The organism is Planococcus notacanthi (assembly GCF_030407825.1).
Taxonomy (GTDB): Bacteria; Bacillota; Bacilli; order Bacillales_A; family Planococcaceae; genus Planococcus; species Planococcus notacanthi.
In genome coordinates, this window is record NZ_JASDCQ010000002.1 from 649,488 (window position 1) to 674,051 (window position 24,564).

The following is a 24,564-nucleotide window of genomic DNA, read 5'->3' on the forward strand; positions in this document are numbered from 1 at the left end:
GATCAATAAAAGCAAAATGGTAATGAATGATACCTATCACCTGAAAAAGCGATGCCCCTTAAAAAGGCATCGCTTTTCTGGCTTATTCCGCTATAGCGATCAAAAGGAATGAAGAATCGGGCTGCTTGATGTTTGCTTTAAAATAGAAATCCCTATTCGATATCTGAAAATTATGGCATACTAGTCAATATAAAGGTTCGAGTTTCGAAACGTTTAGGAGGCACTCCCATGAAAACAGTTTTTTCATACGCCAAACCATATAAATTTTATATTGTTATTGCATTGATTTTAATGCTTCTGGAATTGACAGTGGAGTTGCTTCAGCCGCTTGTCATTGCGAGCATTATCGACCAAGGGATCGTGGCGAGAGATCAGGACGTTATCATTCAATTGGGCTTAGTGCTGATGGGCTTGTCGGTCATCGCCTTTGTATCGGGCATCGTCAATTCGTATTTTGCAGCACATGCCTCGCAAAGTTTTTCGTTTGATCTTCGGCAGGCTCTTTATGGGCGGATCCAATCATTTTCACTGGCTATGTTCAACAAATTCCCGGCTTCGGGTTTGATTACACGATTGACCAGTGATGTCACGTTGGTGCAGCAAGTCCTCTATATGGGGCTTCGGATTATGCTGCGCGCCCCTTTGCTTGTCATCGGAAGCATGATTATGGCATTTGTCGTTAATCCGAAACTGGCCTTTTATTTGGTGATTGTTTTTCCATTCTTATTGATATTCCTGTATGCCATGGTCAAAAAAGGAGTCAGCTATTTCGGTTTTGTCCAAAAGCGTCTGGACCGGGTCAACCGGATTGTTCAGGAAAATCTGCAGGCTGTGCGCCTGATCAAAGCCTATCTGCGCGGAAAATATGAAACCAACCGTTTTTCGGAAGTGGCAGGCTCATTGAAAATTGATACAGTAAAAGCATTTCGCATCATGGAAATCATTTTGCCGATTTTATTGTTCGGCATGAACTTGTCCTTATTGGCTGTTTTATGGTTTGGCGCCTTTGAAATCCGCAGTGGCGGTGCCCAAATCGGTGAATTGGTCGCCATTGTCAATTACGCGATGCGGATGACGGGTGCTTTCACCATGTTCTCTTTCATCATCATGATATTTGCCCGTGCGAAAGCATCCTCAGAGCGCATTGAGGAAGTGCTGCTGGCAGAGGATGTCCGTGAAAAAGATGAGAGCGGCGAATCCAAAGAAGTGCACCGCGGTGAAATCCGTTTCGAGAATGTTTCGTTCATGTACCCGGAAACTTCAAGGCCGGTGCTGCACAATATTTCCTTCCATTTGAAAGCCAATGAAAAACTGGCAATTATGGGAGCGACCGGCTCCGGCAAATCTTCTTTGCTGCAGCTGATTCCGCGTTTCTATGACGCCACCGAAGGAACGGTCTCAATCCATGGCAGGAATGTAACGAAATGGCAGCTGCGGGCTCTGCGAAAAACGATCGGCATTGTGCCCCAACAATCGCTCCTTTTTACAGGGACCATTTCCAATAACTTATCTTGGGGGAAAGACGAAGTGGTGCAGGATGAACTGGCTGACGCGGCGATCAAAGCGCAGATCCACGAAACGGTCGAACATTTTCCGAAAGGCTATTACACCCGCGTGGGTCAAAAAGGCGTCAATTTATCCGGCGGCCAAAAACAGCGTCTATCGATCGCCCGCGCTTTGGTGCGCAAACCGTCCATTTTGATTTTGGATGACAGCACAAGTGCACTGGATGTTAAAACCGAAGCAGCATTATGGGAAGAGTTGGAACAGGAACAAGCGACAATGCTGGTGGTTACGCAGAAAATCAGGACCGCTATGAGGGCGGACCGGATTCTGTTGCTGGAAGATGGCCAAATTTCCGGTTACGGCACCCATGCCGAGCTCTTGGAAAGTTCTGTGCTGTATCGCCAGATTGCGATGTCCCAACAGGAAGAGGAGGTTGATGAATATGTTTAATGCCATTCGCCGCCCATTCGGCCATGAACCGCTTTTTTCGAGAGAAGACTTGAAGAAAAAGGATGAGAAGAAGAACGAACGTGCAGAAAACTGGAAATCAACCTTGCTGCAGATCTGGAGACTGGTCGACGAGCAGCGCTTCCTGCTGATTGTGGTCTTGTCGCTGGTGTTCGTCAGCTCGGCTCTTGCCTTGCTGGGACCTTATTTGATCGGCTTCATCATTGATGAATACATCGTTCCCCAGAGTTTTAATGGCATGGGCATCGTCGTCGCGTGGTTGATTGTCGTCTATATCGGGCATTCCGTTTCGCTGTATCTGCAGAATTTCTGGATGGTGGGAATCGCCCAGCAAGTGATTTTCCGCATGCGGACGCGGCTCTTTTCACATCTTCAGCGCCTGCCGGTATCGTTTTTTGATAAACGGCAGCATGGGGAACTGATGAGCCGTATGACCAATGATATCGAAAACGTTTCTTCGACCTTGAATACGTCTTTTATCCAGGTGTTTTCGAGTATTTTGACTTTGACCGGTACGGCGATCGTCATGCTGACCCTGAGCCCGTTGTTGACGTTGTTGACCTTGATCATCATTCCGCTTATGTACATTTCGATCCAATGGATCACCAAACGCACTGGCAGGCTCTATAAAGAACAGCAAAAAGCAATCGGTGAATTGAACGGCATGATCGAAGAAACGATTTCCGGACAAAAAATCATTAAGGCGTTTTCACAGGAACCCCGTGTCATGGAAGAATTCCGCGAAAAAAGCGAACGGCTTCGGCGTGCCGGTTTTTGGGCATGGACCTATGCCGGCTTTATTCCAAAAGTCATGAACTTCCTGAACAACGGCAGTTTTGCCATCGTGGCAGGTGTCGGAGGCATCCTGGCGCTTAACGGGTCCGTGTCGATCGGTGTCATTGTCATTTTCACAGAGTACTCCCGACAATTTACCCGTCCATTAAACGATTTAGCCAATCAGTTCAACACCGTTTTGTCTGCAATTGCTGGAGCTGAACGGGTTTTCTCGATTATGGATGAAACAGAAGAAAAAGACGACCAGGTCCTCAACGTGGAAAAACAGTTGGAAGGCGAAGTGGTTTTCGACCAGGTGTCGTTTAAGTATGAAGGCGCAGAAGAAGATTGGACCATTCGTGATGTCAGCTTTTCCGTCGGCATCGGCCAAACTGCAGCACTTGTCGGTGCGACTGGGGCAGGCAAGACGACAATCATGCAGCTCTTGGCGCGTTTCTATGATGCCAATGAAGGCGAAATTCGTCTTGACGGCACCCCGATTGCAGAGATGCCGCGTGAAACCTTGCGCAAACAGATCGCTTTTGTGCTGCAGGATCCGTTTCTGTTCGAAGCGAGTGTCAGCGACAATATCCGTTACGGGAAATTGGATGCAACGGATGAAGAAGTAGTGGAGGCAGCAAAAGGTGCCAATGCCCATGACTTTATCGAGAAGCTGCCAGATGGTTATGACACGATCCTGACAGGAGACGGCTCCATGATCAGCCAGGGACAGAAGCAATTGCTGTCGATTGCCCGTGCGTTGATTGCCGATCCGGTTATCCTGTTGCTGGATGAAGCGACGAGCAGCATCGATACGGTTACCGAACTGAAAATCCAGGAAGCGCTGGAGCACTTGATGGCAGGGCGAACCAGTTTTGTCATCGCCCACCGATTGAATACGGTGCGAAAAGCCGATATGGTCTTGGTTATGGAAATGGGAAGACTGGTGGAATCAGGCACGCAGCAGCAATTATTGAACGGAAATGGCATTTACGCCAATATGCTGGCTGATGCGAAATTATAAAGAGAAACTTCGCTCAGTGGGGTCTTCCCCACTGAGCGTCTGTATCGGATAACTAGAAGGCCTGTTCCGGAAAATTCGGAGCAGGTCTTTCTGATTGAAAAGGTCTATGTTTTTCTTTCTTTTCAAGCTCGATTTGTCCAGTTGATGTGATAGGATGAAAATACAGAGAAATACTGAAAAAACGGGAGCCATTCCCGCGCATTGCATTAGCAGGATATCGTTTACAGGAGGTTGGAAAATGGATTTATCGCTATCGATCGTTTCATTTCCGATAGATGAGCAAACTGCCAGCGACATGGCGCAATTGCTCGAACATCTGCCATCCGAGAATCGGACAGTTCTCCATCCATCGCTATGGAGAGCGGATGAATCCAGGGGTTTCGCAGTGATTGCCTATACCGCTGAGGATGAATTGATCGGGTTTGCTGCGGCAGCGGATATGGTGGGCCTTCATCATTATGAGTGGTCGCTTTTCGTCCATCCGGATTACCGCCGGCTTTCGCTTGGAACAGCGCTGGCAGACGGTGTGGCTCATGCTTTGGCGCAGCGCCAGGCGGAAAGTGAACTGGCGGCTTTCGTCAACAATTCGGACATCGCGGCATTTATGGAAAGCCTTGGCTTCCGCCCGGATTTCAAGGAGATCCTGCTATCTGCAGAACCGCTGCCAAGCAGTAGCCTGCCGGAAGAGTTTCAGGTGGTTCCTTATGCAGGAGAAGCGGAGGAATTGACTGAGTTGCTGGCTACGGCATTCGACGACAGCATTCTGCCGATATTGGAGCATAATATGGAGGCTCCGGAAAGAGAAATATGGCTGTTCAAGAAAGGCGGGCAGCCCCTTGCCACGGCAACGCTTTTGACAGAAGAAGATGCATTATGGGTAACGGCATTTGCTGTCCATCCGGATCAGCAGGGGAAAGGCTATGGCAAGCTGTTTTTGAAATGGTGCCGGGAACTGGCTTTCAAGCGTAACCTTGAAAAAGTCCTTTTGGATGTCGAAACAGAGAATGATGCGCTCCATGTCTATGAGAAATCAGGTTTTCACAGACTGCAGACAATTTCATATTGGAAACGGGAAACAGCTTAGAAAAATGAAAAACCATCCGCTTATGCGAATGGTTTCCCTGTCGGCAACAGCTGCTTTTAAATCAATTGCCGGTTTGTTTATATTCTTTATCGGTGCCGTCCGGGTACCTGACTTCAATTTCGATTTCGGTATAACCACTATCGATGCCAAAGGCTTCGACGACCTGTGAGATGGCTTCATCATCTGGAGTGTCCGTTGTCAGTTCCAATTGGCTGAGGCCAGGTTCGATTTCATCCATGGCATCATTTCCTGACAAATTCGTTTCCGTCATTTTGTTTTGGTATTCAGCTTCCACTTTGTCATGGTCTTCTTCATAATTGATTTCAATCATGTCGTCCATGTCGGGGAAATCGACATTAACATCAAGTTCAGTAAAACCGAATGTTTCACCGCCGATGCTACCTTCGTCCAGGCCGCCTTCAGGAGAAGCGTTGCTGGTTCCACCGGCATCAGCAGGCTGTCCTTGATTTTCATTATTTACAGGCTCGGTCACTTGTTCGTCATCCCCACAGGCAGCAAGAAGCAGCACCGAAGAAAAAAGTATGGGAGCCAATAGATTTTTTTTGTTACCAGTCATTTGCTAACATCCTTTCGGGGAATTGGTATAGTATGCACTTTCCCGATTTTTTGAGAATTTAATCATTTGCAGACGAAACGGTAAAACAGACCAGCAGAGCCCAAGCCGAGAATGAACGGAGCAACTTTGATGAACAACTATGAAAATGGACAGAATATCGCCGCTGCCGCTGAGAAGAATATCCGCACAGATTTTAAGGAAAGCATGACATATGGTGACTATCTTCATCTGGACAAGCTCTTGACGGCACAAGATGGCGTCAGTGGCCATCATGACGAAACCTTGTTTATTATCATCCACCAAGTATCGGAACTGTGGATGAAGCTGATCTTGCATGAACTGCAGGCAGCTATCGACAATATCCATAAAGATGATCTTCAGCCGGCGTTCAAGCAATTGGCCAGGGTCTCACGTATCCAATCCCAGATTATCCAGGGCTGGGATGTGTTGTCGACATTGACGCCTGCTGAATACATGGAGTTCAGGGACGATCTCGGCAATGCCAGTGGATTCCAATCCTACCAATATCGCATGATTGAATTTGCACTTGGTTATAAAACCAAGCATGTGTTGAAAATCTACGAAAAAGATGCGCCGCTTCACGCCGAGCTTGAAAAAGCTTTTAACGCTCCAGGGCTCTATGATGCAGCGATTCAAAAACTGGCCAGAAGCGGGTTTGCTATCGATAAAGAGATATTGGAGCGGGATGTCAGCATGGTCTACGAATCGAATGAAAGTGTACGCGATGCCTGGAAAACGGTTTACCGTGACGTGGATACGCATTGGGAACTGTACCAGCTGGCTGAAAAACTAGTAGACATTGAAGATTGGCTCCAGCAATGGCGCTTCCGCCATATGAAAACAGTGGAACGTATCATCGGTTTCAAACAAGGAACGGGCGGTTCGTCGGGAGTCAATTACTTGAAAAAGGTTCTGGATCAATACTTTTTCCCGGAATTATGGGAGATACGAACAGATATTTAGGAGGGGTTTTGTGAAGATTTACGCACATAGAGGCTGCTCAGGGGCCTATCCGGAAAATACATTAGTGGCCTTTCGTGCAGCAGCTGAATTGCCGATTACAGGCGTCGAAATTGATGTGCATTTAACCAGAGATGGAGAAATCGTCGTCATCCATGATGAAAAAGTCAACCGAACCACCAACGGCAAAGGCTATGTAAAAGATAAGACCTTAAAAGAACTTCGTGAACTGGATTGCGGTTCCTGGTACTCCGAAGAATGGAGCGGCGAAAAGATTCCGACACTGGATGAAATCTTTGATATTTTTGAAGAGACCAACCACAGGCTGAATATCGAATTAAAGACCGATGTCTTTCCTTATGATGGCTTAGCGGATAAAGTTGTCGACCTCGCTGCAAAACGCGGGTTCACGGATCGTGTGCTGATTTCTTCTTTCAACCACGAAGATATTCTGTCGATTGTGCAGGACAAACAGGTTGAAAGCGCCATCCTGACTTTTGAAGTGCTGGTTGACGTTTACGACTATGCCCGCGTTATCGGAACAAAACGCATTCATATTTCCTTGCCATCCGCTTTCAGAAGAATGACAACAGACGCTTTGCGAAAAGGCGCCATCGTCTATGTTTATACGGTCAATGACCTGAGCTACGCGGAAGAACTGCAGAAAATCGGCGTCCACGGAATTTTTACCGATCATCCCGAAAAGATGCTGGAACATTTCGGACAATAGAGTCGGAAGTAACAGGAGTCGGGCTTTCAAAGACTAGGATGCAGAAAAAAATAGTGCCACTAAAGAAGGCGAAAAAAGACGAATTGGATGTTTCTCCAATTCGTCTTTTCTTTTTACCATTTAGCGTAATGCTCCTCGATGGAACCGAGAAGCCGGGTGATTTTCAGTTTTTTGCCATCGGAATAACGGACATAACCATTATAATAGCCGATTAGTTGATGGACTTCCGATTTGACGAGGCGTACATCGGTTTTGGAGACGCGTTCAAAAAATGGAGAGAACGTCAGTTGGACATCATCAGAAAATTTGGTATGGATCAGCCAGGGTTTCTTGTAATCTTCTTTGTCGTAATGAAACAAAATGTCTTCATGGATCTTCGTCATTTTGCCATTGACGAAAAAAGCGTTTTCCGTCATTCCAGTCCCATCAGTCCATTTTCCGCCTAAATTCAAGCCAATCACTTTCCCGAGTGAGCGTTGGGAAGCCATACCCCAATTCCAAAGAGATTCCCGAGGCCAAACCCCACGGCCATAATCCAATACCGCAAAACTGTCGAGTTTTTCAAACTCAAACCGTTGGCTGCCGATTTTCACCATGCCATTGACTGGCAGTGACGTATGCTTCCCAGTGAACTGGAAAGTTTGGCGATTCCATGGGACAACAACATTCAAGGATTCGTAATCTTTAGGATGAGAAATGACCAGGATCGCTTCCAAGTCTTCTCCATCAAAATCCTTGACGCTGACTGTTAAATGGGTCGCATCCTGGCTGTATATGGATTCAATCGTCATGGTATCGCTCCGGAAATAACAGGGATCCAAAGCATTTTCAGACAACTTCACGTGACGTGTAAAAGGAAGCACGACTGTTTTTTCATAAAAGCGCTGGGTTTCGTAATTAAGGAAATACACAAAGCAGACAGTCGCATAATCCAAATGGGAAATAGTGGCTGAAAACAGGATTTCATCCCCGAATACACACCAATAATTCCATTTTTTCTTACGCATGAAATTTCCGCTTAAATTGCTTTCCACCAAAGGCTGCTTGGCATAACCAATGGCTTTTGGATTTAATTGGCCTCTTGCATCACAAAGTTTTACGTATTCAGTAAGCTCTCGTTCAACATGTTGCATTAAATCCACCTCACCATCAATCTTCTCCTCTTATTGTAGCAGAATAGAGATGGAATAGCCGTCCAAGAACGGTCAGTTTAGACGAAAAGTCTGAAAATTCTTATGGGCTATGTGTCATTAGTCACGGAGAAGCTTTACGAAACTTCCCGTCGCCATTGAAATGCCAATGTTCCTTCCCCGGCATGGACAGCAAGAGAAGAACTTAAATCGCCGATTAAAATTTCAGCTTCCGGCATTTCCTGAAGCAAGACCTGTTTCAGGTTTTCGGCTTCTTTCACAACATGGCCGTGCATGATCTGGAAACGCCGCACACCGTGCTCATCGTAATCTTTTTTGGCGTGGTTGATCAAATACTGAATCGCTTTTTTATGTGAACGAACTTTATCGATCGGCTGAAGTTCGCCATCGGAAGTGAGCTGGACAATCGGTTTAATCTGCAGCAGGCTGCCGATATAGTACTGGGCGCCACTCATGCGGCCGCCTTTGTAAAGCTGTGTCAAATTGCCGATCAGAATGTAATTGCGGAAATTAGCGGTTTCTTTTTCCAGGTGTTGGGCGATTTCTTCTGCCTCAACTCCTTGTTCCTGGAGTTTGAGCCCGCGTTCAATCAACCCAGATAAACCGTAAGACAGCGCCAGAGAGTCAATGGCGTAGACCTTGAATTCACTCATCTCGGCACCGGCAGTGGAAGATGCGATAGTTCCGCTGAGCTTCGCCGATGCATGCACGGCGATGGCGCATTCATATTCTTCTTTCAATCGGTCATAGAGCTCTGCAAATTTTCCTGCAGCAGGCTGTGAGGTCTTAGGGAATTCGGTTGATTCTTTTATGCGCCGGTAAAGTTCATCGTTCGTCAAATCCACGCCATCATCAATAAATTCCTCTGTGCCAAAATGAATATTCAACGGCACAATATAGACATCCGGATGAGCTTTAAATTCTTCGGTGACAAACCCGGTTGTATCCATTACCCATGCAATCGGTTTCTTCATAAAAAAACTCCCTTTTCTGTTAGAATAGTTCGAATACAAAAACTATAACACGGATAATATTTCTGCGGTAGCAATAGCTGTAAAAGCAGAAGTTCCTATAGAGAAGAAGAGCGGAAACGCCCATTGAACGATTCCTCGATATCGGTTTTATGTTTAATCACAATAATAATTATGGCTCCAATCAATGGCCAAATGACTAACCAGACATTGAGGATTACGGCCATTGCGATAAACCCGGCAAAGCTGGCAAGCATCGATAAAGTCGCACTTTTAAGCCAAGGAAAAAATGCCAGGAACAATATGAACATCGCCAAAAATAAATCCGGTGTTAGACAAAATGTGACCCCGATGAAAGCGGCGATTCCTTTCCCCCCTCGGTACTTGAGCCAGAAAGGGAATAAGTGGCCCAGGACAACGGCGAAGCCAGCCACAGCAATTTCCCAGATGGAAAAATGGTAGAAGAAGCCGATCCAGACAACGAGGGCACCTTTACCGGCATCGCCAAGAAAAGTCAGGACAAAGGCGGTTTTGCCGAGGATAGCGCCAGCATTTCTGGCGCCGAGATTGCCGCTGCGCTGCTGGCGCAAGTCAACGCCTTTCCATTTGCCGATCCACCAGGCTGTCAGGAAATTGCCGATAATATAGGAAAGTAGCCAGTATACGATCATAAGCGAGACCTCCAATTTCAAAATAAAAACAGAATAGAAAGGCCTTCCCGATACGCTGGGAAGGCCTTTATGGGAAAATCAGTCCAACTCTGCAACTTGGTGTAGGTATTCGCTGATGACGCGAAGCCCTTTATCGAAGTTTTCAAGATGGAAATGTTCATTGGGTGCATGGAAATTTTCAGATGCAAGACCGAAGCCCATCAAAACCACAGGCAAGCCAAGAATTTCATCGAAAGCGGCAACGATTGGAATGGATCCGCCCATGCGTGTGAAAGCGGTCGGTACGCCATATACTTTTTCATAAGAGCGGCCGGCTGCCTGAATGGCAGGATGGTCATAAGGCGTCAGGAATGGTTTGCCTTTGTCGAACTCAGAAATCTCGACGGTTACCCCTTTAGGCTTATGGGATTCAACATGTGCTTTCAATTTTGCGACGATATCATCAGGGTCCTGGTTTGGTACCAGACGGCAAGTGATTTTTGTGCTGGCTTCTGCAGGCAGCACGGTTTTGATGCCTTCGCCTGAGAAACCGCCTGTAATGCCGTTGACTTCAAGAGTCGGACGAATCCATGTACGTTCGACGAAGGAATAGCCTTTCTCGCCAAAATCCTCTGAAATGCCGATTTCCTGTTTCTCGTGTTCCAGGTCAAACTCAAGCGCCGCAAACTCTTCCCGTTCTTTGTCGGAAACTTCGAGTACGTCGTCGTAAAACCCTTCTACTTGAATCAATCCTTCCTGGTCCCGGAACGATTGAAGGATCTCCACGATGGCATGAAGCGGATTCTGTACCGCGCCGCCGTATAGTCCGGAATGGAGATCGCCTTTTGGCCCTTTGACATCAATTTGGATGCCGGCAAGACCGCGCAAGCCGTAGCATACAGCCGGGCGTCCCGGCCCTTGCATGCCGGTATCCGAAATGACGATAATATCGGATTTCAATAATTCCTGGTTTTCTTCTACGTATTTCGGAAGGCTTGGACTGCCGATTTCCTCTTCGCCTTCAATGATGAATTTGACGTTGACCGGCAACTCGCCGTTCAATTGCAGCAATGCTTCCACAGCTTTCAAGTGCATGAATACTTGGCCTTTGTCATCGCTTGCGCCGCGCGCATAAAGTTTGTTGTCGCGGACTTGCGGTTCAAAAGGTGCGGATTCCCACAGGTGAAGCGGATCGACCGGTTGTACATCATAATGGCCATATACCAGTACGGTCGGTTTGCCTGCTGCGTGTAGCCAGTCGGCATACACCACAGGATGTCCGTCGGTCTCATCGATTTTTGCATTTTCCAGTCCAGCGCTTTCCATTGCGGAAATCAGCCATTCGGCGCCTTTGCGCATATCGGCTTTGTGTTCGGATAAGGAGCTGACGGAAGGGATGCGCAAGAACGTTTTTAATTCTTCCAGATGTGTTTCACGGTTATCTTTAAAGTATTGATCAACTGCTTGAGCATTCATCAGGATCCCTCGCTTCATTGGATTTAACTATGAAAAAATTATAACATACCAGGTTTTGGTTTTCGACAAGTGGAAATTAGCTATGGTATAGTGTTTAATACGGAAAGAGTTCGTAAAATTTTGTGTTTTTGACACTGGAGGAAATGAAATTGTTTATAGCTTTAGGTATCTTTCTATTCATGTCGTTCTTCTTATCGGGAAGCGAAACGGCATTAACGGCAGTAAATAGGATGAAGGTCCATCTTCGCGCCGAGCAGGGTGACGTCAAGTCTCAGAAACTGCAGAAGTTAATTGCGAAGCCGGACCGAATGATTACAACGATTTTAATCGGTAATAACATAGCGAATATTATGCTGCCTACATTGGTGACGACGATTGCCATTACAAGAGGATGGGAAGTTGGACTTGCAACAGCTATTTTAACGGTGATCTTGATTATTTTCGGTGAAGTGCTGCCGAAAACCATCGCGGCGACTTTTGCTGACAAAGTGGCTTATATTGTATTCCCGGTCATCAGCTTTTTGGTCGTTCTTTTGACGCCGTTAACATGGCTGCTTGCACAGTTCACCAATATCTTCATTCGCATCATCTCCAAAGGAACAGTTAAAGAAGCGACCATGACCAAAGAAGAGTTGCGGACGATGGTCGACATCGCTTCAACTGAAGGGACGTTCGAAGAGGATGAATCCGAACGCATTAAAGGCGTTTTGGATTTCCCGCATAAAGACGTTTCGGATGTCATGTCCACCCACAGAACCGATACGGTAGGGATTGCCATCGATTCCACTTATGAAGAGGTTCGCGACCTGATCCTGGATTCTTCGTATACCCGTTATCCAGTCTATGAAGACAGCATGGATAATGTTGTAGGCTTGTTCTATTCGAAGAAACTGATTGAATGGTCGATGAATCCGAATTTAACGCTAGAAGAGCTGATGGACGATAATCCATTGTTCGTGGTTCAATCGGTCAGCGTTGAAAAAGTCTTTAAAATGATGATGGCGAAGAAAAAGCACATGGCTGTCATTTTGGATGAATACGGCGGCACCCTTGGTATTGTCACCCATGAAGACATTATTGAAGAAATGATCGGCCAGGATATTGAAGATGAAACAGATGAAGAAGACGACGAACTGGTCTTTGAAATGACCGACACGACATTGTCTTGCCACGGCCGCTTGGAAATTGAAGATGTCAACGACATGTTCAAAGTGGAAGTGCCGAATGACCATGACACCATTGCCGGTTTCGTTATGCAACAGCTGGGGCATGTCCCGGATGAAGGCGAAGAGTTTGTGTATGAAAATCTTCACGTAGAAATCAATGAAATGGACCGTAACCGTATTGTGCGTTTAACCATCACAAAAAAAGATAAAGAAGAAGCGCTAGCATAGAAAACTCCTGTCCTTGGACAGGGGTTTTTCCTTTTTAACAACTGGATTTTGAAAAAGTTCCCTTTATTACACCTTTGTAAGGAAAATGAAAGCAGAAGCGATAGAGTGAAAGATGGACTTCCGTCATTATAAGGTTATAAGAGAAAGCGAAAATCACTTCGCTGGACAAGCAGAACGGACGGGGGCACGATCATGGAAACGTTATACACAGAATACAATCGCTATATTTATCATTTATGCTTGAAGCTGACACGCAATAAAGCCGAAGCGGAAGATTTGATGCAGGAAGTTTGGTTAAAAGTTGTACGCTACGAATCTTCAATTGCTGAAGTGGATCATGTAAAGGCGTGGTTGACGACAATCTGTATGAATACGTTCCGTGATCGTTACCGCAAAAATGTACGGCGAAGCAAGCATCTGATCCAGCAGCCTGAAGGCTTGGATGTTTCCTTGCTTGACTTGATTCCTTCAGATTCAACAGGTGTCTCTGAATTATTGGAAAAACAGGATGTCTCTGTGATGATCCGCCATAAGATTTCCGAGCTGGATGCGATCTACCGCACGACCATTCTTTATTTCTATGTCCACCAATACTCACTGATTGAAATTGCCGATGCGATGAAAGTGTCAATCGGCACAGTGAAATCCCGTTTGTTCCGAGGCAAGCAACGCCTGAAGGACATGCTGATGGAAGACGATCGGACACGTGAATACGTAGTGGCAATTTAATTTACCTGAAACAACCGAATTTTCGGTTGTTTTTTTTATGGAAAATATTAAAAGAATTTTTCTCTGGAGCAGGTATAATAGAAACACGAGGAGGAAGATTCATGAAAAAGAGAAAGTTTCAGGATTGGAGCAAAAGGCGGCGAATTGCCATGGGCAGCGTCGGCATTTTGGCATTCCTGTATATTACGGTCATTGTTTGGCATACTTTCAAGCCATTGCCTGAGGGAATTTCAGTCGCAGGCGACCTCCATGCGGCCGAAGAGGTGGAAATGATCTATGATTTATCCTATGCACAAGATAAAGAAGGTACAAAAACAGAAAGCGAACTGCGGATCTTCAATGAAATAAACGACATGATCGATCAGGCAGAAGAATTCATCGTCATCGATCTCTTTCTCTTTGACAATTACAATGACCAGGACATGGATTTTCCCGCAGTAGCGGAAACCTTAACAGATCATTTATTGGATAAAAAAGCTGAAAATCCCGATATGCCGATTTATTTCATTACCGATCCATTGAATTATGGCTATGGTTCCTATGAAAATCAGTTTTTGGGTACGCTGGAAGATGAGGGAGTCGAAGTCATCACTACGGATCTGGACAAGCTGCGAGACTCCACGCCGCTTTACTCCGGATTCTACCGCGTGATTTTTCAATGGTTTGATGCAGGAGGCCGAGGCTGGGTTCCGAATGGCATGTCGAGTGATGCACCTGATTTAACGGTATCTTCCTACTTGAAAATGATGAACATTAAAGCCAATCATCGAAAAGCGGTGATTACGGAAAAAGAAGCGTTGATCAGTTCAGCGAATCCTCATAATGCCAGCGGTTTGCACGGCAATATGGCCTTCAAAGTCAGCGGCCCAGTAGTGAATGACATCCTGGAGGCTGAAGAAGCCGTATCCCGTTTATCGGGAGGGCCCGATTTGCCTAGAGTAGAAGTAGCTGAACAACAAGGGGACTACCAGGTGCAATACCTGACCGAACGCAAAGTGCTCGATGCCCTGCTTTCCGATATTGAAAAGACGGCAAAAGGGGATGCCATCCGTTTGGCGATGTTTTACATTGCAGAAAGCAGTGTGGTGGACGCCTTATCAGAAGCTGCCAATCGCGGAGTGGATGTCCGTTTGATTCTTGATGCCAATGAAAATGCCTTTGGAACCGAAAAGACCGGTTTGCCGAACCGGCCGGTGGTCCATGAGATGTTGGCGGAATCAGATGAGCATCTGCAAGTCCGCTGGTACAACGCTGTGGTCGGGCAGTTCCATACTAAATCGATCATGATCCAAACCGACAAGGAAACCATTGTCTCAGGAGGCTCGACCAATTACACGGAGCGGGCATTCAATGACTACAACCTGGAAAGCAATATCCGGATTGTGGCTCCAAACGACAGTGAAATGACCCAGGACATGGAGGCGTATTTTGATCGCTTATGGAATAACGAAGACGCTCTTTACACGCTGGAAACCGATGAATACCAAAACGATTTCACTTTCTGGCAACGCGGAATCTACGGCTTCCAAAGATTGTTCAAATTAACGACCTATTAAAAAAACGCCTCTTCTGAAAAACAGAAGAGGCGTTTTTGTTTTTATTCGATTAAGCAGTTTTTACGATTGTACAGGTTTGCCGGCTGAAATCCATTCTTCGACGTTCCAGACTTTCGTTGCCAGTCCTTCGTAGAAGTCAGGTTCGTGGCTTACCAGAACGATGGTGCCTTTATAAGCCTGCATGGCGCGTTTCAATTCTGCTTTGGCATCGATGTCCAAGTGGTTGGTCGGTTCATCGAAAATGAGCCAATTGCTTTCTTCCATCATCAATTTGCACAGACGGACTTTGGCTTGTTCGCCACCGCTCAGCTGTGTCATCGGACGGGAAATGTGTTCGTTCTTCAATCCAGTACGGGCAAGGGCACCGCGTACCTGGCCTTGGTCCATACTTGGATAAGCAGCCCAAATTTCATCAAGCGGCGTATGCGTCGGCGCTTTGACTTCCTGCTCGAAATAGCTTGGCGTCAAGTATTCACCGCGAAGTACATCGCCGTCCAATGGTTTGATTTTGCCGAGCATCGTTTTCAACAACGTCGATTTCCCGACACCGTTCATGCCGACAAGCGCGATTTTTTCGCCGCGCTCAATCATAAACGTCAACGGCGGCAGAAGCGGTTTATCGTAACCGATGGAAAGAGCTTCCGCTTCAACTACGTAACGGCTCGGGCTGCGTGTTTCTTTGAAAGCAAATTGCGGTTTTGCGGCAATTTCCGGCTTGTCGATGCGGTCCATGCGATCCAGTTGTTTCTGACGGGATTTAGCACGGCCGGTTGTCGACGCACGCGCTTTGTTTTTCGCAATGAAAGTCTCGGTTTTCTTGATCATGTCTTCTTGTCTTTCATAAGCATCCAAATGCTGCTGCTTGCTCAATTCAGCAAGTTCGATGAATTTTTCGTAAGTGGCTGTGTAGCGCGTCAAACGTGAAAATTCCAAATGGAAAATAACACTGGTGACGCTGCTCATGAATTCCGTATCATGCGAAATCAATAGGAACGCATGCGGATAGTTTTTCAGGTAGTTGACGAGCCATTGAATATGCTCTTCATCCAGATAGTTGGTCGGCTCATCCAAAAGCAATACTTTCGGCTTTTCAAGTAGCAGCTTCGCCAACAACAATTTTGTGCGCTGTCCGCCAGATAAGGCTTCTACATTACGGTCAAGGCCGATGGCATCAAGGCCTAAACCGCGTGCAATCTCTTCCACTTTGCCGTCCAGCGTGTAAAAATCTCCAGCGTCCAAAGCGTCTTGCGCTTCCGCCATTTGCTCAAGCAATTCTTCGAGCCGTTCAGGATCGGCATCGCCCATTTGCATGGCGATATCGTTCAATTCCGCTTCTTTTTTATAAAGAGGCAGGAATGCATCCTGAAGGGTTTCGCGGATTGAACGGCCAGGCTGCAGTTGCGTGTGCTGATCCAAATATCCGTAATGCGTCCGTGGCTGCCATTCAACGCGGCCATCATCGTGGATGATTTTGCCCGTTAAAATATTCATCATCGTCGATTTTCCGACGCCGTTCGCTCCAACCAATCCGACATGCTCGCCTTCTACCAATCGGAAAGATACATCGTTGAAAAGGGTCCGGTCACCGAAAGTGTGGCTTAAATTTTCTACTGTCAATAAACTCATTTAATAAATTCCTCCATTATCATAAAAAAAATCGCGGTTACAGATCCGCGAGTTTTTGGTTTAATTCCGCAAGTTGTTGTTCCATTTTTTCCAAACGCAATTCCGCTTTCTCAACCATTCCGGCATGTCCAGTCGTTTCCAGCTTTTCGATATCGCCTTGGTGGCGGACATAATCCATCTTGAGCTCAGCAATCGCGTATTCCAATTCCTGTTTGTTCACAAAATCACCCTTATTTTTCTATCATTGTAACACAAAAACACAAAATTTGAATCTATTACGATTTTCATTCACAATATAAAACCTGTATAATTCCAAAAAAGAACCAAAGGAAGTGATTTGCCATCGACACCTTATTATTCGATTTAATGCTCATTATATTTTTGGGAGTGCTTTCCCAATGGATTGCGTGGCGTCTTCAGCTTCCTGCAATTGTACTGATGTCGATTGCCGGCCTCCTTGTCGGTCCGATTTTCGAAATCATCCATCCTGCTGAAAGTTTCGGCGAGTTGTTCAACCCTTTTATTTCATTGGCAGTGGCAATCATCTTGTTTGAAGGGAGTTTGAACTTGAATTTCAAGGAAATCCGTACCTTCAGCAAGCCGATTTTACGGATCGTCACACTCGGCGCATTCATTGCCTGGATCGCCGGGTCCCTGGCTGCGCATTACATCGCCGGTTTATCGTGGGCAGTGGCATTTGTTATCGGCGGGCTGTTTATCGTAACCGGGCCCACCGTTATCCTGCCGCTATTGCGGCAAGCAAAGTTAAAATCACGCCCGGCAGCCATCCTGAAATGGGAAGGCATCGTTGTCGATCCTTTCGGGGCGTTGCTGGCTTTATTTGCATTCCAGTTTGTATTGTTTGCCAATGGTGACGAAACAGCGGCCGCCTTTGGCCTGTTTTTCCTGGCATCCCTTTTTGCGGCAGGACTTGGTGCAGGAGCGGGAGGGTTGATGGGGCTGATGTTCGAGAAAGGGCAGGTTCCGGAATTTCTGAAAGCGCCGATGGTTTTTGGCATGGTATTGCTGACTTTTGTCGTGTCGGATTTGATTATGCATGAAACGGGACTACTGGCTGTAACGGCAATGGGCATGATGATGGCCAATATGAACATCGCTTCGATCAACGACATGCGCCACTTCAAAGAAAATATTTCCGTCTTGCTGATTTCCAGTATTTTTGTGATGCTGACTGCGTCTTTAAGCCTTGAAGTCCTGATTGGCATCTTCAATTGGCAGATTGTTTCATTCGTCCTGGCGACGTTGTTTGTCGTCCGGCCTTTGTCCATTTGGCTGTCGACGATCGGCACCGATTTGACGATTCAGGAAAAAACCTTGGTCGGCTGGATTGCGCCGCGCGGCATTGTGGCTTTAACGGTTTCCGGGTATTTTGCGGGCGTTTTGCTGGAAGCCGGATTTGCAGACGCGGAACTGCTGACGGCACTGACTTTTGCGTTGGTCTTTTCGACGGTCATCGCACACGGCTTTACCATCAGTTGGCTCGGCAAAAAACTTGGGCTGGCGACAGCGGAAGATCCGGGCGTCATTATTGTGGGAGCCAGCCGGTTTGCTACAAAGCTTGGAGAAGCACTGGCTGATCTCAATAAAAATGTCCTGATTGTGGATCCTTCCTGGGGTCGCCTGCAAGGGGCGCGCCAAGCTGGATTGAAGACATATGCTGGTGAAATCCTGTCGGAGCATACGGATTATGAAGTGGAGTTAACGCCTTACGAGACGATGATTGTTGCTACAGAGACCGATTCCTACAACTCTCTTGTCGTCAATAATTTCGTTCCGGAACTGGGTCGTACGAACCTTTACCAGACAGCGATCCATATTGGGGATCCGTCTGACTTCCATGTTTCCTTGAGCGGGCGGACGTTATTCGCAGAACAATGGAATATCCATGAACTGGAGGCGAAGACCGAAGAAGGCTATACGATGCGCAAGACGCAATTGACGGATCAATTCAGCTTCGAGGACTTCAAAGGAAAATGGTCAGATGAGATGATCCCGCTCTTTATTCAAAGGTCCCAAGGGAAAATTGAGTTCTTTGAGGGCAGCAATAAACTTGAACCAAAAGCTGGGGATGTAGTTGTCAGCTTTACTTCTCCTGCACGCCAATCGGAGCGCACGCAAGAACGTTTGGAAAACAAACGGGTTAAAATTGCGACTCAGTCTAAAGAATGAAATCATCCATATGTAAGCTTTTCGATGCGTAATGTGAAACGGGGTTTGTTATGATTGGAACAAACGGGTTGCTGCGGATTTAGTTGCAATAACGTGGATTTACACACATACAACCGATTCGTTACTTACGCATTTTGAGGAGGACATAGAATTATGAAAGTTTTATTAGTAGACGGAACGATTCTTGGACGAAAAACCGGTGCCATTCTGGAACAGGTGCAGACTTACATCAAGGAATTCGCTCCTGAAATGGAATTAACGATATTGAAGCTGGCCGATTATGACCATCAGTTTGTCGATGGCCGTCCACTTGGTGAATACAATGACAGCATGCAGGAAATTGTCCGCCGCTTTGAAGAAGCCGACGGCTATATCATTGCCTCGCCGATTTTCCAGGGTTCGATTCCAGGTGTCCTGAAGAATACATTCGACATGCTGCATCCGCGCACCATGCGCTACAAGCCGGTATCGATTGTGGCGAACGGCGGCACTTACCAGCATCACTTGGTCATCGAAAACCAGCTCAAGCCGATTCTCGATTACTTCCGCTGCCTGGTGACGCCCAACTACGTCTACACCCACAGCAGCCATTTTGACGACACCAACACCATCACCAACGACGACGTCCACAACCGCCTGCGCGAACTGGCGCGCGTATTCGTGCAATATGCGGAGATGAGCAAACACCTGTCGAAGGAAACGTTGGATAATCATTGATTGATTGAAGAAACCTCCCTGGTTGGGAGGTTTTTTTGGTGTTATTTTGGATTTTGTTTGAAGAAATGATTTGTTTTATTCCATTAAAAGAGCTTACTTTCTATTAAGAGTCAAATACTTTCTGTTTAGGAGCAAATACTTTCCGTAAATGATTGAATACTTTCTAATAAACTCTAAATACTTTCCATGCCTTCAAAAAGTTCAGGAATAGCATATATTCGATCTTTATAACTTCCTGCAAAGGGCATATTCGTCGATTTTAATAGCTTGGAGGCGGTGGTAGTGGAGTGAAGTCCAGTAAACTCCCGGAATTCCCGATTGCTGATCGTCGTATTGGCCAGTGTCCGGTATTGCAACAATGCTTCAAGATGAGCGACCGGGTCACCATGGGCGCACGTTTCGCAGCGCCACTTCCCCCGGCGGTAACTCAGTAAGCGGTCCGAGCAATCAGGACAGAATATACCTTTCAAAAGTGAATTCGAAAGACCCAGAGGTGCTGAAGGTTTTGAAGAATGAAGCTCCAACAATTTATGGGCGATTAATTCTGTTTTCTTCTTTGATAAGATTTCTTGCGGATGTTTTTCCAACAATCGATCCATTAGGTGGGGGAGGCCGGAAGCCTGGACCATCAAACGGTTTCCGGCTCGCGATTGAACGACCGATGAAGGATAAGTGAAGACGATGACGCCGATGACAGGCAACTTTACCCGCTGCTGGAATAAAAACTGTTCCAGCCATTTTTCGTGGCGGCGCAATTGGTCATCCGGGTTTTTCATGCCGTCGATGCTGCCGTCTTTATTGGTACGGGAAAATTGCCTCAGTTGGGGATCGAAGTTGAGCAGGCCGGAAATGCTTTTGATTTCCAATGCCAATATGAAACGGCTGGTGATGAGGACGCTGTCAATCTGATGGGAAGACTTCTCTTTTTGGATGAATAAGTCGTGGATGAAGTAATGCGGCAAAGGGAGATCGATTTCGTGCCAAAGGGAGTCGACGCGCAATTCGCCGTGGTAACCGGCAGTGATGCGGCGGAGTTTTTCGGTCCAGTAGGGAGCTTGGGGATGGACGGGTGATATGCGCTGGAGCAGGCTTTCGAGCTGGAAGATTTCTTGCGGTTTGTTTCGATCTTTAAAAATCAATTTATCCTCTCCTTTTTTATAAATCTGCTCCAATATAGCGTAAATTCTTAGGGATAGCAATACTGTTTCAAGGATTCTGGAAGTTATTTGGAAATGCTTTCTGTTTGGGTCAAAATACTTTCCAAAAGGCTATAAATACTTTCCAATAAAATGAGTTTACTTTCCATTGGAAGCTAAATACTTTCCAACCGACAAAAACCCCTCCCAAAAGCCAGCTTCAACAGAAAATGTTACAATAATCACATCAGAAATGAGGGTGAATTTAAATGAAATCAGTAGTTTTAGCAGAAAAGCCATCCGTGGCGCGTGATATTGCGCGTGTTCTCGGATGCGAACAAAAAGGCAATGGATATTTGGAAGGCAAGCAATATATCGTCACGTGGGCACTTGGCCATCTGGTGACGCATGCGCAGCCGGAGCAATACGACAACGACTTCAAGGAATGGAAAATGGATACTTTGCCGATCATTCCAAAGCCGTTCAAGCTGGTGCCGATCAAACAGTCAATGAAGCAGTTTAACGCGGTCAAATCCCAGCTGCAGCGCGGCGATGTCAAAGATGTCATCATCGCGACAGATGCTGGACGCGAAGGCGAGCTTGTGGCGCGTTGGATTCTGGAGAAGACCAATACGCGCAAGCCGGTGAAGCGCCTGTGGATTTCGTCCGTTACCGATAAAGCCATTAAAGACGGCTTCAACAACTTGAAGGACGGCAAGGCTTACGAGAATCTCTATGCAGCAGCTGTTGCACGTGCGGAAGCGGACTGGGTAGTCGGCATCAACGCGACGCGCGCGCTGACCGTCAAATACAATGCGCAATTGTCAACTGGCCGCGTGCAGACACCGACGCTGGCGATGATCGCCGAACGCGAAAAGCAGATCCGCAATTTCCAGCCGAAGCCGTATTACGGCATGCAGGCGATTACCGACAAAGCGGCATTCACCTGGACGGACGGCAACTCGACGCAATCCTTCGACAAGGACAAAATCGACCGCTTGTTCAATAAACTCCAGAACACCCACGAAGGCACCGTGACGGATATCAAGATTACGCCGAAACGCCAGCCGGCACCGCCTTTATTCGACTTGACCGAACTGCAGAAAGAAGCCTACAAGCGCTATAGCTGGTCGGCGAAAGAGACGCTCAACACGCTGCAGAATCTTTACGAGCGCTACAAAATTGTGACCTATCCGCGGACCGACTCGAAGCATTTGACGAGCGACATGCGGGATACCTTGAAGGACCGCGTCAAAGCGGTGCAAATGGGTCCTTACCGCAGCCTGGCCGCGATGATCTTGAAAAATCCGGTAGCGCCGCAGAAAGGCGTGATCGACGACGCAAAAGTTTCCGATCACCACGCCATCATCCCGACGGAAGAAACGCCGCCGCTGCATGATCTTTCCGATAAAGAGGTTAAATTATACGACATGATCGTCAAGCGCTTCCTAGCGGTATTTTACCCGCAGTACGAATACGACCAGACGACCGTCAAACTGACTGCCGGCGGGGAAACGTTCCAGGCAAAAGGCAATACGATCCGCAATGAAGGCTGGAAACGCATCTACAAAGATGAAGATGACGACAACGATACTACGCTGCCGCCGTTTGAAAACGGGCAGAAGCTGGCGATCAAAGGCATCGCGCTGACGGATGGAAAAACCAAGCCGCCCGCTTTCTTCAATGAAGGGACGCTTCTTGGCGCTATGGAAAATCCGACGCAGTTCATGAGCGGCGAGTCGAAAGAACTGATTCAGACGCTCGGCGAAACCGGTGGACTGGGTACGGTTGCAACGCGTGCCGATGTCATCGATAAATTGTTCAATACTTTCCTGATTGAGAAAAAAGGCAAGGACCTGACGATCACTTCAAAAGGCCGCCAGTTGCTGGAACTTGTTCCGGAAGACTTGAAGTCGCCGAAGCTGACAGCAGATTGGGAACAGCAATTGACCAAGATCGCCAAAGGCCAATTGAAAAAAGAAGAATTTATTAAAGAAATGATTGTCTTCGCTGAAAAATCCGTATCGGATATCAAGAAGAGCGACAAAAAGTTCAAGCATGACAACATCACCGGCAAAATGTGCCCGGATTGCGGCAAACCGCTTCTTGAAGTCAACGGCAAGCGCGGCAAAATGAATGTCTGCCAGGATCGCGACTGCGGCTACAAAAAGCAAGTGGCGATGCAGACCAATGCGCGCTGCCCAAACTGCCACAAGAAGTTAGAGATGCAAGGTGAAGGAGACGGCAAGATTTTCGTCTGCAAATGTGGACATCGCGAGAAGTTGTCAGCCTTTGAAAAACGCAAAAAATCCGGTCAATCTAAAGCTAATAAAAAAGACGTCAATAAATACTTGAACCAGCAGGAAGAAGCGCCGCAAAATACGGCGATGGCTGATGCACTGAAAAAATTATTGGGCCAAACCGAATAGAATCCCGCTGCTGATGATGGTATGCTGTGAAGAAGCAAGTTTTCAGATAAGGAGAAAACGCCATGGCTAAAAAAATCGCAAAAACCAATGCAGCACGTATGCTCGACAAAGAAAAGATCCACTATGAACTGCTTCATTACAGTGCCGAAGACGGCAAAGTGGACGGCGTTTCTGTCGCTGCCAAAATTGGCCATTCGGCAGAACTCGTCTATAAAACTTTGGTGGCCATTGGTGCCTCCAAGCAGCCATATGTGTTTGTTATTCCGGTTGCGGCAGAACTGGACTTGAAAAAAGCGGCCAAAGCGGCCGGCGAAAAGAAAATTGAGATGGCACCGGTGAAGGATATTCTTGCACTCACCGGCTATATTCGAGGCGGCTGTTCGCCTGTCGGGATGAAAAAGCCCTATCCGACTTTCGTGTCAGTTGAAGCGGAGCAATTGCCTGAAATGATTGTCTCTGCCGGTAAAATCGGCATGCAGTTGAAACTGGCTCCTGCGGAACTGGCCGCTGCGACAAAAGGCCACTTTGCGGAATTGACAGCTCCAGGTCAATGAAGCTTCCATCCATTCGTTTTGAATGGGTGGATTTTTCATATCATAATAAAAGAAAGAAGGATTTGGATGAAGCGTTCGCTGTTTTACCGTTGGCTGTTTTTTATTGTCGGATTGATTGTTCTCGCACTTGGGTTTACCATGACCATCAAAGGCAGCAAGCTGGGCATCGGGCCATGGGATGTGCTGCATGTCGGCCTGTATCTGAACTTCGGGTTGACCATCGGCACGTGGTCGGTGATCGCTGGATTTGCGCTGATTGCCAGTACCGCTATCTTCACACGGAAAGTACCACAGATCGGCACTTTTTTGAATATGTTGCTGATCGGTGTCTTTATCGACATTTTCAATTTCCTGATTCCGGACATCCATACGCTGGTCGGGCAAATTTTGATTTTGTCAGCCGGAATCGTCGTGTCAGGCTATGGCGTCGGCCTCTATGTGTCGCCAAAAATCGGTGCAGGTCCGCGCGACAGTCTGATGATGATGCTCGTTGAAAAGACCGGGCTCAGCATCAGCGTCGTTCGGGCAGGGATCGAAGTCGGGGTGGCGTTGCTTGGTTGGATGCTCGGCGGACCGGTTGGCATCGGCACTATCGCGGTCGCGTTGCTGACGGGCAGAATTGTCCAAGTATCCTTGCCGCAATTTGAAAAACTGCTGGTGACGCTCATCGGTAAAAAAGAAGACATTCCGCCAGTCCTTAAGGTTTAAATGAATGGCCTAAAAGCTAAGTAAAGCCAGAGATCGGGTACGTGCTCAGTCTCTTGCTCTACTATGCTAAAACCCAAATCTCATGACCATTGTCATTAGTTGAATCCTTTCTGCCAATATGTTATAAATAAAG

General features: G+C 46.9%; 21 protein-coding genes. 13 read left to right on the forward strand and 8 right to left on the reverse strand.

The genetic code is table 11. The features are described from left to right. The first annotated feature begins 228 nt into the window (after positions 1-228). The 3 genes from QMA01_RS10760 to QMA01_RS10770 all read left to right on the forward strand — a co-directional run bounded on the left by QMA01_RS10760 (position 229) and on the right by QMA01_RS10770 (position 4,856). Complete coding sequence (locus QMA01_RS10760) at positions 229-1,956, forward strand: ABC transporter ATP-binding protein (RefSeq protein WP_290214957.1); 1,728 nt, start codon at positions 229-231, stop codon at positions 1,954-1,956. Beyond that, positions 1,949-3,772 carry an ABC transporter ATP-binding protein gene (locus QMA01_RS10765; protein WP_290183962.1) on the forward strand — a complete coding sequence of 608 codons (1,824 nt, stop codon included), beginning with the start codon at positions 1,949-1,951 and terminating at the stop codon, positions 3,770-3,772. Before QMA01_RS10760 ends, QMA01_RS10765 begins: the two co-directional genes overlap by 8 nt. Positions 3,773-4,010: 238 nt before the next feature. Further along, entirely contained in the window at positions 4,011-4,856 is an 846-nt protein-coding gene (locus QMA01_RS10770; protein ID WP_290214958.1) for a GNAT family N-acetyltransferase, read from the forward strand. A 61-nt stretch (positions 4,857-4,917) separates the two neighbouring features. Here the strand turns inward: QMA01_RS10770 and QMA01_RS10775 are convergent, their stop codons facing one another. Next, positions 4,918-5,433 (reverse strand): YusW family protein, encoded by a 516-nt coding sequence (locus QMA01_RS10775; protein ID WP_290214959.1) that lies wholly within the window; start codon positions 5,431-5,433, stop codon positions 4,918-4,920. Positions 5,434-5,562: 129 nt separating this feature from the next. Here QMA01_RS10775 and kynA point away from each other — a divergent pair, with 129 nt between their 5' ends. Beyond that, on the forward strand, positions 5,563-6,417 hold the full coding sequence (gene kynA, locus QMA01_RS10780) for a tryptophan 2,3-dioxygenase (protein WP_191713473.1): 855 nt from the start codon (positions 5,563-5,565) through the stop codon (positions 6,415-6,417). A gap of 10 nt (positions 6,418-6,427) precedes the next feature. Continuing rightward, on the forward strand, positions 6,428-7,144 hold the full coding sequence (locus tag QMA01_RS10785) for a glycerophosphodiester phosphodiesterase family protein (RefSeq protein WP_191713474.1): 717 nt from the start codon (positions 6,428-6,430) through the stop codon (positions 7,142-7,144). Between the two features lie 113 nt (positions 7,145-7,257). Here QMA01_RS10785 and QMA01_RS10790 read toward each other — a convergent pair whose 3' ends face one another. The 4 genes from QMA01_RS10790 to QMA01_RS10805 form a co-directional block, all read right to left on the reverse strand. After that, complete coding sequence (locus tag QMA01_RS10790; RefSeq protein WP_191713475.1) at positions 7,258-8,277, reverse strand: DUF2804 domain-containing protein; 1,020 nt, start codon at positions 8,275-8,277, stop codon at positions 7,258-7,260. A gap of 134 nt (positions 8,278-8,411) precedes the next feature. Further along, complete coding sequence (locus QMA01_RS10795; RefSeq protein WP_290214960.1) at positions 8,412-9,269, reverse strand: DegV family protein; 858 nt, start codon at positions 9,267-9,269, stop codon at positions 8,412-8,414. 95 nt (positions 9,270-9,364) lie between these two features. Next, on the reverse strand, positions 9,365-9,937 hold the full coding sequence (locus QMA01_RS10800; protein ID WP_290214961.1) for a glycerol-3-phosphate acyltransferase: 573 nt from the start codon (positions 9,935-9,937) through the stop codon (positions 9,365-9,367). 78 nt (positions 9,938-10,015) lie between these two features. Next, positions 10,016-11,392, reverse strand: a complete 1,377-nt coding sequence (locus QMA01_RS10805; protein ID WP_301610864.1) for a dipeptidase — start codon at positions 11,390-11,392, stop codon at positions 10,016-10,018. A gap of 149 nt (positions 11,393-11,541) precedes the next feature. Between QMA01_RS10805 and QMA01_RS10810 the strand changes: the two genes are divergently transcribed. From QMA01_RS10810 to QMA01_RS10820, 3 genes are all read left to right on the forward strand, one after another. Beyond that, positions 11,542-12,786 (forward strand): CNNM domain-containing protein, encoded by a 1,245-nt coding sequence (locus QMA01_RS10810; RefSeq protein WP_191714457.1) that lies wholly within the window; start codon positions 11,542-11,544, stop codon positions 12,784-12,786. A gap of 192 nt (positions 12,787-12,978) precedes the next feature. After that, positions 12,979-13,515, forward strand: coding sequence for an RNA polymerase sigma factor (locus tag QMA01_RS10815; RefSeq protein ID WP_191713478.1), 537 nt, complete (start codon positions 12,979-12,981; stop codon positions 13,513-13,515). 101 nt (positions 13,516-13,616) lie between these two features. After that, complete coding sequence (locus tag QMA01_RS10820) at positions 13,617-15,071, forward strand: phospholipase D family protein (RefSeq protein WP_203339011.1); 1,455 nt, start codon at positions 13,617-13,619, stop codon at positions 15,069-15,071. Between the two features lie 60 nt (positions 15,072-15,131). On the opposite strand, the gene QMA01_RS10825 is transcribed toward QMA01_RS10820, so the two are convergent. After that, complete coding sequence (locus QMA01_RS10825; RefSeq protein ID WP_191713480.1) at positions 15,132-16,697, reverse strand: ABC-F family ATP-binding cassette domain-containing protein; 1,566 nt, start codon at positions 16,695-16,697, stop codon at positions 15,132-15,134. Positions 16,698-16,734: 37 nt separating this feature from the next. Further along, positions 16,735-16,917 (reverse strand): SE1832 family protein, encoded by a 183-nt coding sequence (locus tag QMA01_RS10830; RefSeq protein WP_203339013.1) that lies wholly within the window; start codon positions 16,915-16,917, stop codon positions 16,735-16,737. A 146-nt stretch (positions 16,918-17,063) separates the two neighbouring features. Here QMA01_RS10830 and QMA01_RS10835 point away from each other — a divergent pair, with 146 nt between their 5' ends. Both QMA01_RS10835 and QMA01_RS10840 read left to right on the forward strand, forming a co-directional pair. After that, a complete protein-coding gene (locus tag QMA01_RS10835; protein ID WP_290214962.1) occupies positions 17,064-18,887 on the forward strand; it encodes a cation:proton antiporter in 1,824 nt (607 codons plus the stop codon). A gap of 153 nt (positions 18,888-19,040) precedes the next feature. Further along, positions 19,041-19,604: an NADPH-dependent FMN reductase gene (locus tag QMA01_RS10840; RefSeq protein WP_191713483.1), complete on the forward strand. Its 564-nt coding sequence runs from the start codon at positions 19,041-19,043 to the stop codon at positions 19,602-19,604. Between the two features lie 173 nt (positions 19,605-19,777). Here the strand turns inward: QMA01_RS10840 and QMA01_RS10845 are convergent, their stop codons facing one another. After that, a complete protein-coding gene (locus QMA01_RS10845; RefSeq protein ID WP_290183971.1) occupies positions 19,778-20,743 on the reverse strand; it encodes a nuclease-related domain-containing protein in 966 nt (321 codons plus the stop codon). A 266-nt stretch (positions 20,744-21,009) separates the two neighbouring features. On the opposite strand from QMA01_RS10845, the gene QMA01_RS10850 reads away from it, so the two are divergent. The 3 genes from QMA01_RS10850 (at position 21,010) to QMA01_RS10860 (ending at position 24,431) form a co-directional block, all read left to right on the forward strand. Then, on the forward strand, positions 21,010-23,169 hold the full coding sequence (locus QMA01_RS10850) for a DNA topoisomerase III (protein WP_290214963.1): 2,160 nt from the start codon (positions 21,010-21,012) through the stop codon (positions 23,167-23,169). A gap of 62 nt (positions 23,170-23,231) precedes the next feature. Then, positions 23,232-23,723 carry a Cys-tRNA(Pro) deacylase gene (gene ybaK / locus QMA01_RS10855; protein ID WP_191713486.1) on the forward strand — a complete coding sequence of 164 codons (492 nt, stop codon included), beginning with the start codon at positions 23,232-23,234 and terminating at the stop codon, positions 23,721-23,723. A gap of 66 nt (positions 23,724-23,789) precedes the next feature. Further along, positions 23,790-24,431, forward strand: a complete 642-nt coding sequence (locus tag QMA01_RS10860; RefSeq protein WP_290183973.1) for a YczE/YyaS/YitT family protein — start codon at positions 23,790-23,792, stop codon at positions 24,429-24,431. The last annotated feature ends 133 nt before the right edge of the window (positions 24,432-24,564 follow it).